Here is a 13,670-nt window from a genome sequence, read left to right as displayed (position 1 = left end):
AAATCCTCTCAAAAATCCTCTACGCGTTGCAATCCGAACCCCTGAAGCGCCGGCCGCAGCGCCGCGCCACCCGCAATTCCACCAGTGAAGATGGCGATGCCCTCGGCCCTGGCGCCCGGCCAGTTTCTTCCTTCCAGCAGATGCGCGCAGCGGCGGGCGATTCCGGCCGCGCCATCGACGAAGCGCAGCGGGCGGGGGGCGACGGCCGCCAGTTCTTCGGCGACCAGCGGGAAATGGGTGCAGGCGAGCACCACCACGTCCATCCTGTCGCCGCCGGGCTGGGCAAGGAGGCCTTCCAGCGCCCCGCGATAGACGGAGGAGTCGACGACTTCGCCGCGCAGCTTTGCCTCCGCCGCCTCGACCAGCGCCGCCGAGCCGTGCTTCAGCACCCGGCAATCGCCGGCAAAGCGCGCCGACAGCTCCGCTACATAGGGCTGGCGCACGGTCGCCTCTGTGCCCAGCACGCCGATCACCCGCGAGACGCTGGTTTCTGCCGCGGGCTTGATGGCCGGGACAGTTCCCACCACCGCAACCGGCAGGACCGGGCGGACATAGCCCAGCGCGATGGTAGAGGCGGTGTTGCAGGCGATCACCACCAGCGACGGCTGCAGCCGCTCGGTCAGTCGCCCCAGCAGCCCGGCGACGCGGGCGGAGACCTCCGCCTCGCCCTTGGTGCCATAGGGAAACCCGGCGGAATCGGCGCAATAGACGAGCGGCGCATCCGGCAGCCGCTCCGCCACCGCGCGCAGCACCGACAGCCCGCCGACGCCGGAATCGAGGAACAGGATCGGTCCGCTCATCCCTGCAACCGCCCGGGCGCAACCTGCCGCCAGCTGTGGCGCACCCGCTCTGCCGGCCGTTCGGCCTCGATCCCCTCCAGCGCCACGAACAGGCTCACGCTCTTCCCCCAGACGCACGGCGAAAAGACCGCCGGCTCGATTTCGCACAACAGCATCCGGCGCTGCCCTTCAAGCTTCAGTATGGCGCGACAGGGGCCGCCGGCCTGCCACTCAGGCAATCCGCTCCTGCACATAGCGGCCCGGCGCCGCCTCGATGGCGGCAAAGCCCTTCGCCTTGCCGGGCACGCGCGCCTTCACCTTTTCGCCCGACTGCGGGGCGAGCCACTGGATCCAGTCCGGCCACCAGCTGCCCGGAGTCTCGGTTGCCTTCTCGCGGAATTCCTCCAGCGTCGCAGGCGTCTTCTCACCCTCGGGCAGCACCCAATACTGATATTTCTTTGCCGACGGCGGGTTTACCACGCCGGCGATATGCCCCGATCCCGCCAGCATGAAGCGCTGCGGCCCGGAAAAGGCCTTTGTCAGCTTGAAGCAGCTGATGGCGGGGGCGATATGATCGTCGCGCCCGGCCTGCACATAGGCCGGCGTCTGCACGGTGGAGAGGTCGATCGGCACGCCCCCGATATGGATGCCGCCCGGCTGCACCAGCAGGTTCCTGCTGTACATGCCGCCCACATATTCCTGCATGAAGCGCCCCGGCACATTGGTCGGATCGCTGTTCCAGTAGAGCAGGTCGAAGGGGACATAATCCTTCCCCTTCAGATAGTTGTTGACGACATAGTTCCACATCAGGTCGGTGGGGCGGAGCATGTTGAAGGTGGTCGCCAGATAGCGGCCGTCGAGATAGCCCTTGCCCTCGGACAGCTGGCCTATGGTTTCCGGCGTCGGCCCGTCGATGAAGTTCAGGAGCTCGCCCGCATCCTCGAAATCGACCTGCGCGGTGAAGAAGGTTGCGGTCTTCACCTTTTCCGCCTGACCCGTTGCCTGCATGTAGGCGAGTGTCGCCGACAGTATGGTGCCGGCCACGCAATAGCCGATCACATGCGTCGATTTCGCCCCAGTTGCCTGCAGCACCAGATCGATCGCCTGCAACTGGCCTTCCAGCGCATAGGTGTCGAGGCCGGCGTCCTTCAGCGCCTCCGATCCCTGTGCCCAGCTGACGACGAACACGGTCAGCCCCTGCTCCACCGCCCAGCGGATGAAACTTTTCTGCGGCGTGAGGTCGAGGATGTAGAATTTGTTGATCCACGGCGGGAAGATCAGCAGCGGGGTCTCGAACACCTGCGGCGTGGTGGGCGCATATTGGAGAAGCTGGAACAGCCGCCCTTCCCACACCACCTTGCCCTCGGTCGCGGCGACATTGCCGCCGACGGTGAAGGCCTTTTCGTCGGTCATCGTCAGCTTGCCGCGCTTCAGGTCGGCCAGCATGTTGGAAAGCCCGGCCAGCAGGCTTTCGCCGCCGGTCGCCTGCGCCTCTGCCAGAACCTCCGGATTGAGCGCCGCGAAGTTCGCCGGGCTCATCGCGTCGACGAACTGCTTCGCCTGGAAATCGAGCTTGCGCTGTTCCTCCGGGGGGAGCCCCTGAAAGCTGCCCACTGCCTCCATCACATAGCGGCTGGCCAGCAGATAGCTGCGGCGGACGAGGTCGAAGACCGGCGCCTCGCTCCATGCATCCCCCTGGAATCGCTTGTCCTTCACCGGCTCGGCGGGTTTCTGCCCGGGCGCCATCATCCCCGACCACAGCATCAGTGCGTCGGTCCAATAGTCGCCGGACAGCCTGGCGAGCCTGGCCGGATCGGCGGAGGCGAAGGCCCGCGCCCAATCGGCCCAGAGGTCGGTCATCCGCGAGAGGCCGTCGAATGCGGGCGTGCCCGCCACCGGACCGGTGCCTTCGCGGGTCCAGAATTCCAGCATCATCTGCTGCGCCCGGCCGGCCACTTCGACCATATGCTCGAAGCGTTCCACTGCGTCCGGTGCTGCGGGTCTGTCGTCTGCCATGTTCACTCTCCGGTGCCGATCATTGCACCACCGGCCTTTTCCCGACAAGCATTGCACGGCCGTTTCACAACGGCCCTTTTTACAATGTCTTGGCGAAGCAGCGCGGGTCGGTTAGTCTTTCATCGCCGATCCTTTGAGACTCGGAAATCCGAACGGGAGCAAGTTCATGTCGAACAAGATTGCTATGGGGGCATTCGCCGGCCTCGCGCTGGTATTCGCAGTTTCCGCAAACGCACAGGCGGCGCCCGCCGCGCCTGCCGGCCCGGTCAGCGCCGAGACCGGCCTGCCCTTCTGCTCTGCCAAGGTGAAGGATCGCTGCGTGCAGCGTTCCGACCTGAAGCGCGAGGGCAAGTCCACCGCTACCAAGGCAGCAAGCTAAGTCCGGCCTTGGGATTCAACCTGGGGCCGAGATGCCCCGGGTTGCGCGCCAGACAGGTTGAGGCGGGCCCGGGACAGACCGGGCTCGCCTTTTCTGTATTTTGACGCCAAAGCCGCAACAGCAAAGCCGAACTGGAATGATGAGATGCACGACGATTTCTACCGCATGCACCGCCTGCCGCCCTATGTGATCGCCGAAGTGAACGCGATGCGGGCAGAGGCACGGGCACGCGGCGAGGACATCATCGACCTGGGCATGGGCAATCCCGACCTGCCGCCGCCCCCGCATGTCATCGCCAAGCTGTGCGAAGTGGCCGCCAAGCCCGACGCGCATGGCTATTCGGCCTCGAAAGGCATTCCGGGGCTGCGCAAGGCGCAGGCCAATTACTATCAGCGCCGATTTGGCGTGGGCGTCGATGCCGATACCGAAGTGGTGGTGACGATGGGTTCGAAGGAGGGCCTTGCCAGCCTTGCCACCGCGATCACCGCGCCCGGCGACGTGGTGCTGGCGCCGAACCCCAGCTACCCGATCCATACCTTTGGCTTCATCATAGCCGGCGCCACCATCCGCGCGGTGCCGACGACGCCCGACGAGCGCTATTTCGAGAGCCTCGACCGGGCGATGAAGTTTACCGTGCCGCGGCCTTCGATCCTGGTCGTGAACTATCCGTCGAACCCCACCGCCGAAACGGTGGAGCTGCCCTTTTATGAGCGGCTGGTGGAATGGGCGCGCGAGAACAAGGTGTGGATCCTCTCGGACCTTGCCTATTCCGAGCTCTATTTCGACGGCAAGCCGACGGTTTCGATCCTGCAGGTGAAGGGCGCGAAGGACGTGGCCATCGAGTTCACCTCGCTGTCGAAGACCTATTCGATGGCCGGCTGGCGCATCGGCTTTGCAGTCGGCAACAAGAAGCTGATCGCCGCCATGACGCGGGTGAAATCCTATCTCGATTATGGCGCCTTCACGCCGATTCAGGCGGCGGCCTGCGCGGCGCTGAACGGGCCGCAGGATATCGTGGAGGCGAACCGCCAGCTGTATCACAAGCGCCGCGACGTGCTGGTGGAGAGCTTCGGCCGGGCCGGCTGGGACATCCCGCCGCCGCGCGCCTCCATGTTTGCCTGGGCGCCGCTGCCGCCGGCCTTGCAGCATCTGGGCAGCCTGGAGTTTTCCAAGCAGCTGCTGACCCATGCCGGTGTCGCGGTGGCGCCGGGGGTCGGCTATGGCGAGGAGGGCGAGGGTTTCGTCCGCATCGCCATGGTGGAGAATGAGCAGCGGCTGCGGCAGGCGGCGCGCAATGTGCGCAAGTATCTGCAGTCGATGGGGGTGAACACGCCGACGCAGGCGAGCTTCTAGCCGGCGCGCCGGGTGAGGATGGGTCTGTGGCGCATATTCACCAACCGCGGCTCTTTCCCTCGCCTTGCTTTTCCGGCTAGGCGCTGACGCATGAGCAGCACACCCCTCAAAGTCGGCCTCGCCGGCCTCGGCACTGTTGGCGCCGGGGTTATCAAGCTTCTGGACGCCAATGCTGCGCTCATTGCCCGCCGTGCCGGGCGGCCGATCGTCGTTTCCGTCGTTTCCGCGCGGGATCGTTCGCGCGACCGGGGGGTGGATCTATCCGGCTTTCAGTGGGTGGACGATACCAGTGCGCTGGCGAGCCGTGCCGATGTGGACGTGGTTGTCGAGCTGATCGGCGGCTCGGACGGCCCGGCGCTGACGCTCGCCCGTGCGGCGCTCGCCGCGCACAAGCCGCTGGTTACCGCCAACAAGGCGATGCTGGCGCACCATGGCCTGCTGCTGGCGGAGCTGGCGGAGGCGGCCTCCACGCCGCTGAAGTTCGAAGCGGCGGTTGCCGGCGGCATTCCCGTCATCAAGGGCCTGCGGGAGGGCGCCGCCGCCAACCAGCTTTCCAGCGTGCTCGGCATCCTGAACGGCACCTGCAACTATATCCTGACGCGGATGGAGAAGGAGGGGCTGGAGTTCGCCGACGTGCTGGCCGACGCCCAGCGCCTTGGCTATGCGGAGGCCGATCCCACCTTCGACATCGACGGCATCGACGCCGCGCACAAGCTGGCGATCCTTGCCAGCCTTGCCTTTGGCACGCGCCCCAACTTCGGCGCCGTGGAAGCGCGCGGTATCCGCGACATCCGCCTGGCTGACATCCGCCAGGCCGCCGCGCTTGGCTACAAGATCCGGCTGGTGGGCATGGCCGTGCTGGAGGGCGAGAGCCTGATGCAGCGCGTGCTGCCGGCGCTGGTGCCGCTGAGCCACCCGCTTGCCGCCATCGAAGGGCCGCTGAACGCCGTCGTGGCGGAGGGGAATTTCGTCGGCCGCCTGCTGTTCTCAGGGCGTGGCGCCGGCGAAGGCCCGACGGCGAGTGCCGTCGTTGCCGACCTGATCGACGTTGCGCGGGGCGAGGCCGGACCGGCCTTTGCCATGCCCACTGCCGCGCTTGCCGAACTGCCGCCGGCCAGCGCCGACAGCCGCAGCGGGCATTTCTACCTGCGCCTCAATGTGCTCGACCGCCCCGGTGTGCTAGCCGACATCACCGCGGCGCTGCGGGATTCGGGCGTTTCCATCGAAAGCCTGATCCAGCCGGCCAGCGCCGCCGATGGCACGGCCCTTATCGTCATGCTGACGCACCGCGCCGGGGAGAGCGCCGTTGTCGCAGCCCTCTCGGCAATGTCACATCTTCCCGTCACAACCGGAACACCTCTCTTGATGCCCATCCTTTCCCAGGATGGCTGAACCCAAAGGACAATCCGTGACCGATCGCTCGCTTTTGACACCCAGCCAGGTTCTCGACCGTGTTCTCGTTCTCGAAATGGTGCGCGTCACCGAATATGCGGCCATCGCTGCCAGCCACCTGATCGGTCGCGGCGACGAGAAGGCGGCTGACGCCGCCGCCGTGGAGGCGATGCGCGACGCGCTGAACAAGCTGGCGTTCGACGGCACCGTGGTGATCGGCGAGGGCGAGCGGGACGAAGCGCCGATGCTCTACATCGGCGAGAAGGTCGGCAGTGCCATCGGCACCGGCCCGAAGATCGACATCGCGCTCGATCCGCTGGAAGGCACGACGATCACCGCCAAGGCCGGGCCGAACGCGCTTGCGGTTCTTGCCATCGCGGAGGAAGGCGGGCTGCTGCATGCGCCCGACACCTATATGGAAAAGCTGGCGATCGGGCCGGGCTATCCCGAAGGACTGGTGAGCCTGAAGAAGACGGCGACGGAGAATGTCCGTGCGCTGGCTTCGGCCAAGGGCGTGAAGCCTGAGGAAATCATCGCCTGCGTGCTGGATCGTCCGCGCCACGAAGCGCTGATCAAGGAGCTGCGCGCCATCGGCTGCGGCATCCACCTGATCCCCGACGGCGACGTTGCCGGCGTCATCTCCGTCTCCAACCCGGATACCACCATCGACATCTACATGGGCTCGGGCGGCGCGCCCGAGGGCGTGCTGGCGGCGGCGGCCCTGCGCTGTGTCGGCGGTCAGTTCCAGGGCAGGCTGATCTTCCGCAACGAAGACGAAAAAGCGCGCGCCCGCAGCGCCGGCATCACCGATCTCGACCGCATCTATCAGCTGGAGGATCTCGCCAAGGGCGACGTGATCTTTGCCGCGACGGGCGTGACCGACGGCAGCCTGCTGGAAGGTGTCCGCCGCTACAAGACGGGCCGCATCACCACCGAATCCGTCGTCATGCGCGCCAGCAGCGGCACCATCCGCCGCGTGAAGGGAGACCGCCGGGGCGATCCGGCCTGAGGCCGACCCGCAGCAGAGGGGTGCGGGATGCACAGCTTCGATTTCAGCTCGTGGAACGGCATCCTCACCCCGCTTCTTCCAGCGCTTTGGCGACCTCTGCCTCGGCGGCTGCGTGCAGCGCCCAGAAATCCTGGACCGGCTCGTTGCGTACACGCCGTTCCAGTGCTGCCAGGTGCGAATGCCAGCCGCCGCCGAAATTCAGCGCATCGGCCCGGCCGCGCAGGCCGCTGTGTGTCAGGATCAGCCGTGTCTTGCCGGGGCCGGCTTCGCTAAGCTCGAACAGCACCTCGCCTGCCTTGCCATTCTCCCAGGTGATCGCCAGCAGCTTCGGCGGCTCGCAGCGGGTGATATGCTCTTCCCAACGGTTGCCCAGATACGGGCGATAGCGCTCCGGCACCTCGACATTGCCGTCGGACAGATTGTCATGCTGCATGGTCATCGTCATCGCGCCGCCCACGCGCGCGTCGGTCGGCCCGCCCATGAACCAGCGGGCGCGCAGCTCCGGATCGACTAGGAATTGCCAGACCCGTTCCACGGGGGCGTCCAGCAGCCGTTCGAAACGCAACGCGCGTTCGGTGACCATATCCGCTGTCCCTGACTCAGCCATTGTCCTGCTCCTCTTTCAAAGCCGCTTCCAAGCCATCGAGACGCGTGTTCCAGAACCGCTCCCACTGGCGCAGCCAGTCGTCGGCCTCTTTCAGCCGCTCCGCCCGCAGCCGGCAGAGCTGCTGTCGCCCCACCTTGCGCCGTTCGATCAGGCCGGCCTTCGCCAGCACGCCCACATGCTTGGAGGCGCCGGCGAAGCTCATGGCGAAGGGTGCGGCCAGTTCCCCCACCGATTTCTCGCCCAGCATCAGATTGGCCAGCATGCCGCGCCGCGTCGGGTCGGAAAGCGCGAGGAAGGTCGCATCGAGTCGTTGTTCAACCATAAGGTTGAATAACACGGCATCGGTATTTGGTCAACCGAGAGGTTGAGCGTTGTTTTTGGAAGGCGCATTCCACGGCATGGTGCACGGTTGGGCGGGTCGGCTTACGTGCCCGCGCTTGACAGAGTCAGGCGAACCGCCGACCTCCATTCGCACATGTCCGACCCCGTCTTGAACGTAACCCGCTCTGCCACCGGCAAGGCCTGGCGCTGGCGCTCCGCGCCGCTACCGCTGGGCGCCGCTGCCCGGATGGGGGCGGACGATCTGGCCGCCCAGCTGCTCACCAGCCGGGGCTGCCTGCCCGCGGACATTGCCCGCACGCTGAAGCCGACGCTGCGCGACTGGCTGCCCGACCCGTCGATCTTCAACGGCATGGATGTGCTGGCGGGCCGCCTGGCCGATGCGGTGGAGGCGAGGGAGCGCATCGTGCTGTTCGCCGACTATGATGTCGATGGCGCGACATCGGCGGCCTTTCTGCAGCGGCATCTGACGGCGCTGGGGGCGAACGTCGGCCACTATATTCCGGATCGTATTCTGGAGGGTTATGGCCCCTCCGCCGAAGCGCTGCTGCAGCTGCAGGCGGATGGCGCCCGGCTGGTGGTGCTGCTCGATTGCGGCACCCAGGCCTATGGCCCGCTGGAGGCGGCGCGCGCCGCCGGCCTGGACCTGTTGGTGGTCGATCACCACAAGGCCTCGACCGAGCTTCCGCCGGCGCTGGCGATCGTCAACCCGAACCGGCTGGACGAAACACCCGAAGCCGCCATCCACGGCACGCTGTGCACGGCGGGGCTGGCGTTCCTCACGGGCGTGGCGCTGAACCGCGAGCTGCGCCGGCGCGGCTTCTTTGTCGACCGCGCCGAACCCAATCTGCCGCAGTGGCTGGATATCGTGGCGCTGGGCACGGTTGCCGACGTGGTGCCGCTGACCGGGCTGAATCGGGCGTTTGTGGCGCTGGGGCTGCGCCGCATGGCGCAGCGCCAGTCGGCCGGGCTGACGGCGCTGGCCGATATCGCCCGGCTGGATCGGGCGCCGCGCGGCGACGATCTGGGCTTCCAGTTCGGCCCGCGAATCAATGCCGGCGGCCGGGTGGGGCAGGCGGATCTTGGCGTGCGGCTGCTTGCCACCGAAGATGCCGCCGAAGCCGCCGAACTCGCCGCGGCGCTGGATGGCTATAACCAGGAACGCCGCGCCATCGAAGCCGAGGTGACCGCGCAGGCGCTGGCCGCCGCCGAAGGGCAGCATAATGCGCCGGTCGCCGTCGTCGCCGGTGAAGGCTGGCATCCGGGGGTCGTCGGCATCGTCGCCGCCCGCGTGAAGGAACGGCTGCACCGCCCGGCGCTGGTTCTCGCGCTGGCAGAGGATGGCACCGCCAAGGGCTCCGGCCGATCGATAGCTGGCGTCGATCTGGGTGCCGCCGTGCTGGCGGCGAAGGCGTACGGCCTCGTCAGCGAAGGCGGCGGCCATGCAATGGCCTGCGGGGTTACCGTGCCGCCGGGCGGCGTCGAGGCGTTCGCCAAATGGCTCTCCGAGCGGCTGGAGGCCGATGTCGCTGCCGCCGAACAGGAGCAGAGCCTGTCCATCGACCTCGCCGTCTCGCCCGGCGCCGTTACGCCCGATCTCGCCGAAGCGCTCGAATCCTGCGGCCCCTATGGCCAGAGCTGGCCGTCGCCGCGCGTCGCCGTCGGCCCGGTGCGCCTCGTCCGCTGCGATCCGGTAGGTCGCAGCGAGCCCAAGACCCACCTCCGCTTCGTCGCCACCGGCCCGGACGGCGGTCGTGTGGAGGGCATCGCCTTCCGCGCGCTGGAAACCGAACTGGGCCAGACGCTGCTGTCGGCTGGCCAGAATCCCTTGTATCTGGCCGGCAGAATCACTGCCGACGAATGGCAGGGCAGAAAACGTGCCCAACTGCAGCTTGAAGATGCGGCGCTTGTGGCTTGACGTACCGCCCCAAACGCGGCTTGACGCGCCGCCTGCCGCCCGCTAATGCCGCGCCTCCCCGCACAGGACGGCCCCTTCGTCTAGCGGTCTAGGACGTCGCCCTTTCACGGCGAAAACACGGGTTCGAGTCCCGTAGGGGTCACCATGCAGCCAGCCTCCGCGTAGAGATGACTGGCTTGCGCGGCGCGGGCGAACAGGGGCAGGCACAAGCCGACCGGCTCGCGGGTTTTCCGCTCCCTTGCATCCTGCTATCCCGAAACGGTTTTCCGGGGAGGTTAGCCGTGATGTCGGATCGCCTGTTTTCGGCTGCCATGCTCTCGTTCGCCCTTGCACTGTCGGTGCCGGTCGCGGCGCAATCGCCCGTCCAGTCGAAGCGGGTGCAGTTTGCCCCCGGCAAGAGTTCGGCCACCATCACCGGCACATTGAAGGGGGAGCAGACCATCGACTATCTGGTCGGTGCCAAGGCGGGGCAGACGTTGTCGGTCAGCTTCAAGACGAGCAATCCCTCCGGCTATTTCAACGTCCTGCCGCCCACGGGCGACACCGCCATCTTCATCGGATCGTCAGACGGAAACAGCTTCACCGGCAAGCTGCCCGCCAGCGGCGACACGCGTGTGCGGGTTTATCTGATGCGCAACGCCGCCCGCCGCAACGAAGGCACCAACTACACGCTCACCATCGGCGGGTAGCCGCGCCGTCCCCGAAATCCGGGTAGCGCCCGAGCCCCAGCAGCGACAGCCCGCCACCCGCCATCAGCGCCGCCGCGATATAGAGCGCCGTCGTATAGCTGCCGGTGACGTCGCGCGTTGCGGCAAAGGCGTAGGAGCCGAAGCCAGCTGCCAGAGCGAAGCTGGCCCATTGCCAGGCATAGATGCGCCCGAACGCGCGCTTGCCGAAATAGCGGGCGCAGAGAAAGGCGATGAGGTCGAACTCTGCCCCGCCCACCAGCCCGACCAGCGCGGCCGATAGCCCCGGCCCGATCTGCAAGGCGAGCAGAATGCAGGCAAGCGCCGGCACGCCCAGCAGCAGCACCGCCACTGCGGGCGCCCAGAACCGGTCCAGCAGGAAGCCTGCCAGCAGCCGCCCCGCGATCACCATGGCGCCGACGATACTGGCATAGAAGGCGGCGTTGGCGACGCCCGCCTCCTGCAGCATCGGCACCAGATTGGGGATCGCCCCGCCGATGCCGAAGGAGATCGCCGCGAACGCCGCCACGATCAGCCAGAAGCGGTAGCCGCGCAGCGCCTCGTGGAACTCCAGCCCCGGCAGCGTCGCCGGATCGACGACTTCGCCGGCGGCGCCTCCGCGCGGGCGGAACAGCAGCAGCGTGATCGGCAGCGCCACCAGCAGCACCGCGCCCGCCATCACCAGATAGGCGACTCGCCAGCCATGCGCGTCGATCACTGCCTGCAGCAGGGGCGGAGCCAGCATGGCGGTGATGCCACTGCCGGAAAGCGCGATGCCCAGCGCCATGCCGCGCCCGCGCGTGAACCAGTCGGCGATGCCGGTGGACCAGGTGAGCGGCGTGGTGCCGATGCCCATCACCGCCATCAGGAACCAGCTCGCCCGCCAGACGGTGGGGTTGCCCGGCTGGTTCGCCAGCAGCCCGAAGCCCGCCGCCAGCCCGAACTGGCAGAGGATCGCGACCCGCCGGGCGCCGTAACGATCGATCGCCCAGCCGGTGAGGCCGGCCGCACAGACGGTGCCCAGCATGGAGAAGAGCAGGCCCGACAGCACATCGGCACGCGCCCAGCCGAACTCTTGCGCGACCGGCCCGGCAAACACCCCCAGCGTGTAGAAGGGCAGCGCCGTCAGCCCCAGCGCCACGCCGACGAGGCCAGCCACCAGCATCCGCCAGCCGCCCGCCTGCAGCTCGCCCATGAAGGCCGCATGCACGCTCTGCTCGTTCGCCGCCAGCTCCATTGGTCTTTGCCTCCACAAACGCCGGCACAATGCGCGACCGATGCAGCGCATGGCCGGGCGCGACAACCCTATCCGAAGGCCGGATAGAACCGATCGTGCACGCGAACGCCAACGCCGATTGACAGCGGCCCTTTGCCACGGCTTCGGTGCGGGCCATGGCCAGTCGCATCCAGACCCTTCTTCCCCCGCACGCCAACGATGCCGAAGGCTGGCAACGTCGCGCCGTGGAACTGCGCGAGGCGGGGAAGGAAGCGGCGGCCGACGAGGCGCAGGCGCGCGCGCTGCGCGCCTCGACGCAGGACGCCGAGCTGATCCGTGCCGCCTCTGCGCTGGTTGCGGGTGATCTGCCCACCGCCGAGGGGCTGCTGCGGCAGCGGCTGCGGGAGCGCCCGACCGACGTGCCTGCCATCCGCATGCTGGCCGAGCTCGCGGGGCGCATCGGCCGCTATGCAGACGCCGAGAAGCTGCTGCGCCGCGCGCTGGAGCTGGCGCCGGGGTTCCATGCCGCCCGCCACAACCTTGCCGTGGTGCTGCAGCGGCAGGGCAAGGCCGAGGAGGCGCTGATCGAGATCGACCGGCTGACGGCGATCGAGCCGGGCTCGCCGGGCTATCGCGTGCTGCGCGCTGCAATTCTTGTCCGGCTGGGCAATTATAACGCTGCCATCGATGTATATGACAAGCTGCTCGCCTCCCACCCCGATCAGCCGATGGCCTGGATGAGCTATGGCCATTCGCTGAAGACGGTTGGTCGGCAGGCCGACAGCATCGCTGCCTATCGGCGCGCCATCCAGCAGGCTCCGACGCTGGGCGAGGTCTGGTGGAGCCTCGCCAATCTGAAGACGGTGCAATTCTCCGACGCCGACATCGCCGCCATGGAACAGGCGCTGACCGCCGAGGAGCTTTCTGAAACCGACCGCTTCCATCTGGAGTTTGCGCTGGGCAAGGCGCAGGAAGACCGCCGCAACTGGGAGGCGAGCTTTGCCCATTATGCACGCGGCAACGCGCAGCGCCGGGCCCAGCTGGATTACAGCGCCGACGAGACCAGCGCCCATGTCGAGGAAGCGAAACGTCTGTACAGCCCGGAGTTCTTTGCGGCCCGGGCGGGCTGGGGGTGCCCCGCCCCCGACCCGATCTTCGTCGTCGGCCTGCCGCGCTCGGGCTCGACGTTGATCGAGCAGATCCTGTCGTCGCACAGCCTGGTCGAAGGGACGATGGAGCTGCCCGACGTCATCACGCTGGCCCGGCGCATCGGGAAGAAGCGCGGAGACGACAACACGCCGGGCTTCGCCGAGAACCTCGCGCGGCTGGACCGCGAAGCCGTCCGCGCGCTGGGCGAGGAATATCTGGAACGCACCCGCATCCAGCGGAAGACCGAGAAGCCCTTCTTCATCGACAAGATGCCCAACAACTTCCAGCACACGGGGCTGATCCACCTGATCCTTCCCAAGGCGAAGATCATCGACGCCCGCCGCCACCCGCTCGGCTGCTGCTTCTCCGGCTTCAAGCAGCATTTCGCGCGCGGCCAGGCCTTTACCTATGATCTCTCTGACATCGGCCGATACTGGGCCGACTATGCGCGGCTGATGGCGCATTTCGACGAGGTGCTGCCCGGCCGTGTTTACCGCCAATATTACGAGCGGATGGTGGCAAGCCCCGAGGCCGAGATCCGTGCCCTTCTTGCCTATGCCGGCCTGGATTTCGAGCCCGCCTGCCTGTCTTTCCACGAAACCGAGCGGGCCGTCCGCACGGCCAGTTCCGAGCAGGTGCGCACCCCGCTCTACGCCTCGGCTGTGGATCATTGGCAACAGTATGACAAATGGTTGACTCCGCTTCGCTCGGCGCTCGGTTCGGCGCTGGACAGCTACCCCGGCCTGTAGCAGTCTCCGTTTCGCGCACCGCGAAAAGCGGGCGTTACAGGGCCGGCACAGGCTCGGGGAGGGACTGCTGCTTGGCCA

General features: G+C 67.3%; 13 protein-coding genes and 1 tRNA gene. 8 read left to right on the top strand and 6 right to left on the bottom strand.

The features are described from left to right. Nucleotides 1-8 precede the first annotated feature (8 nt). From murI to IM784_RS10010, 3 genes are read right to left on the bottom strand one after another with little or no spacing between them, the layout of a single operon-like run. On the bottom strand, nt 9-800 hold the full coding sequence (gene murI / locus IM784_RS10020; protein ID WP_199555190.1) for a glutamate racemase: 792 nt from the start codon (nt 798-800) through the stop codon (nt 9-11). Next, nucleotides 797-955 carry a hypothetical protein gene (locus IM784_RS10015; RefSeq protein ID WP_199555189.1) on the bottom strand — a complete coding sequence of 53 codons (159 nt, stop codon included), beginning with the start codon at nt 953-955 and terminating at the stop codon, nt 797-799. The genes murI and IM784_RS10015 overlap by 4 nt, the downstream gene beginning before the upstream one ends. A 55-nt stretch (nt 956-1,010) precedes the next feature. After that, complete coding sequence (locus IM784_RS10010) at nt 1,011-2,795, bottom strand: PHA/PHB synthase family protein (protein ID WP_199555188.1); 1,785 nt, start codon at nt 2,793-2,795, stop codon at nt 1,011-1,013. Between the two features lie 166 nt (nt 2,796-2,961). Here IM784_RS10010 and IM784_RS10005 point away from each other — a divergent pair, with 166 nt between their 5' ends. The 4 genes from IM784_RS10005 to glpX all read left to right on the top strand — a co-directional run bounded on the left by IM784_RS10005 (nt 2,962) and on the right by glpX (nt 6,928). Next, entirely contained in the window at nt 2,962-3,174 is a 213-nt protein-coding gene (locus IM784_RS10005) for a hypothetical protein (RefSeq protein WP_199555187.1), read from the top strand. 144 nt (nt 3,175-3,318) lie between these two features. After that, nucleotides 3,319-4,527: an LL-diaminopimelate aminotransferase gene (locus IM784_RS10000; RefSeq protein WP_199555186.1), complete on the top strand. Its 1,209-nt coding sequence runs from the start codon at nt 3,319-3,321 to the stop codon at nt 4,525-4,527. Nucleotides 4,528-4,617: 90 nt separating this feature from the next. Further along, on the top strand, nt 4,618-5,919 hold the full coding sequence (locus tag IM784_RS09995; RefSeq protein ID WP_199555185.1) for a homoserine dehydrogenase: 1,302 nt from the start codon (nt 4,618-4,620) through the stop codon (nt 5,917-5,919). A gap of 16 nt (nt 5,920-5,935) precedes the next feature. Next, on the top strand, nt 5,936-6,928 hold the full coding sequence (gene glpX, locus IM784_RS09990) for a class II fructose-bisphosphatase (RefSeq protein ID WP_328799504.1): 993 nt from the start codon (nt 5,936-5,938) through the stop codon (nt 6,926-6,928). A 64-nt stretch (nt 6,929-6,992) separates the two neighbouring features. Here the strand turns inward: glpX and IM784_RS09985 are convergent, their stop codons facing one another. After that, nucleotides 6,993-7,535, bottom strand: coding sequence for an SRPBCC family protein (locus tag IM784_RS09985; RefSeq protein ID WP_199555183.1), 543 nt, complete (start codon nt 7,533-7,535; stop codon nt 6,993-6,995). Continuing rightward, nucleotides 7,528-7,857 carry an ArsR/SmtB family transcription factor gene (locus tag IM784_RS09980; protein ID WP_199555182.1) on the bottom strand — a complete coding sequence of 110 codons (330 nt, stop codon included), beginning with the start codon at nt 7,855-7,857 and terminating at the stop codon, nt 7,528-7,530. The genes IM784_RS09985 and IM784_RS09980 overlap by 8 nt, the downstream gene beginning before the upstream one ends. A gap of 153 nt (nt 7,858-8,010) precedes the next feature. Between IM784_RS09980 and recJ the strand changes: the two genes are divergently transcribed. The 3 genes from recJ (at nt 8,011) to IM784_RS09965 (ending at nt 10,481) form a co-directional block, all read left to right on the top strand. Next, nucleotides 8,011-9,792 (top strand): single-stranded-DNA-specific exonuclease RecJ, encoded by a 1,782-nt coding sequence (recJ, locus tag IM784_RS09975; protein WP_199555181.1) that lies wholly within the window; start codon nt 8,011-8,013, stop codon nt 9,790-9,792. Between the two features lie 69 nt (nt 9,793-9,861). Continuing rightward, a tRNA-Glu gene (locus IM784_RS09970) sits at nt 9,862-9,937 on the top strand. 136 nt (nt 9,938-10,073) lie between these two features. Continuing rightward, nucleotides 10,074-10,481 (top strand): hypothetical protein, encoded by a 408-nt coding sequence (locus IM784_RS09965; protein WP_199555180.1) that lies wholly within the window; start codon nt 10,074-10,076, stop codon nt 10,479-10,481. On the opposite strand, the gene IM784_RS09960 is transcribed toward IM784_RS09965, so the two are convergent. After that, nucleotides 10,465-11,715 carry an MFS transporter gene (locus tag IM784_RS09960; RefSeq protein WP_199555179.1) on the bottom strand — a complete coding sequence of 417 codons (1,251 nt, stop codon included), beginning with the start codon at nt 11,713-11,715 and terminating at the stop codon, nt 10,465-10,467. The two genes, IM784_RS09965 and IM784_RS09960, sit on opposite strands and share 17 nt — an antisense overlap. Nucleotides 11,716-11,870: 155 nt before the next feature. On the opposite strand from IM784_RS09960, the gene IM784_RS09955 reads away from it, so the two are divergent. After that, nucleotides 11,871-13,592: a tetratricopeptide repeat-containing sulfotransferase family protein gene (locus IM784_RS09955; RefSeq protein ID WP_199555178.1), complete on the top strand. Its 1,722-nt coding sequence runs from the start codon at nt 11,871-11,873 to the stop codon at nt 13,590-13,592. The last annotated feature ends 78 nt before the right edge of the window (nt 13,593-13,670 follow it).

Origin of the sequence: Sandaracinobacteroides hominis (assembly GCF_016464365.1) — a bacterium.
Taxonomy (GTDB): Bacteria; Pseudomonadota; Alphaproteobacteria; order Sphingomonadales; family Sphingomonadaceae; genus Sandaracinobacteroides; species Sandaracinobacteroides hominis.
This window is presented reverse-complemented; position numbering and strand designations above follow the sequence as displayed.

Bases quoted from the DNA above. Each gene is read 5' to 3' on its own strand.
- murI (WP_199555190.1), bottom strand. From the start codon at position 800: ATGAGCGGACCGATCCTGTTCCTCGATTCCGGCGTCGGCGGGCTGTCG.
- IM784_RS10015 (WP_199555189.1), bottom strand. From the start codon at position 955: ATGCTGTTGTGCGAAATCGAGCCGGCGGTCTTTTCGCCGTGCGTCTGG.
- IM784_RS10010 (WP_199555188.1), bottom strand. From the start codon at position 2,795: ATGGCAGACGACAGACCCGCAGCACCGGACGCAGTGGAACGCTTCGAG.
- IM784_RS10005 (WP_199555187.1), top strand. From the start codon at position 2,962: ATGTCGAACAAGATTGCTATGGGGGCATTCGCCGGCCTCGCGCTGGTA.
- IM784_RS10000 (WP_199555186.1), top strand. From the start codon at position 3,319: ATGCACGACGATTTCTACCGCATGCACCGCCTGCCGCCCTATGTGATC.
- IM784_RS09995 (WP_199555185.1), top strand. From the start codon at position 4,618: ATGAGCAGCACACCCCTCAAAGTCGGCCTCGCCGGCCTCGGCACTGTT.
- IM784_RS09985 (WP_199555183.1), bottom strand. From the start codon at position 7,535: ATGGCTGAGTCAGGGACAGCGGATATGGTCACCGAACGCGCGTTGCGT.
- IM784_RS09980 (WP_199555182.1), bottom strand. From the start codon at position 7,857: ATGGTTGAACAACGACTCGATGCGACCTTCCTCGCGCTTTCCGACCCG.
- recJ (WP_199555181.1), top strand. From the start codon at position 8,011: ATGTCCGACCCCGTCTTGAACGTAACCCGCTCTGCCACCGGCAAGGCC.
- IM784_RS09960 (WP_199555179.1), bottom strand. From the start codon at position 11,715: ATGGAGCTGGCGGCGAACGAGCAGAGCGTGCATGCGGCCTTCATGGGC.
- IM784_RS09955 (WP_199555178.1), top strand. From the start codon at position 11,871: ATGGCCAGTCGCATCCAGACCCTTCTTCCCCCGCACGCCAACGATGCC.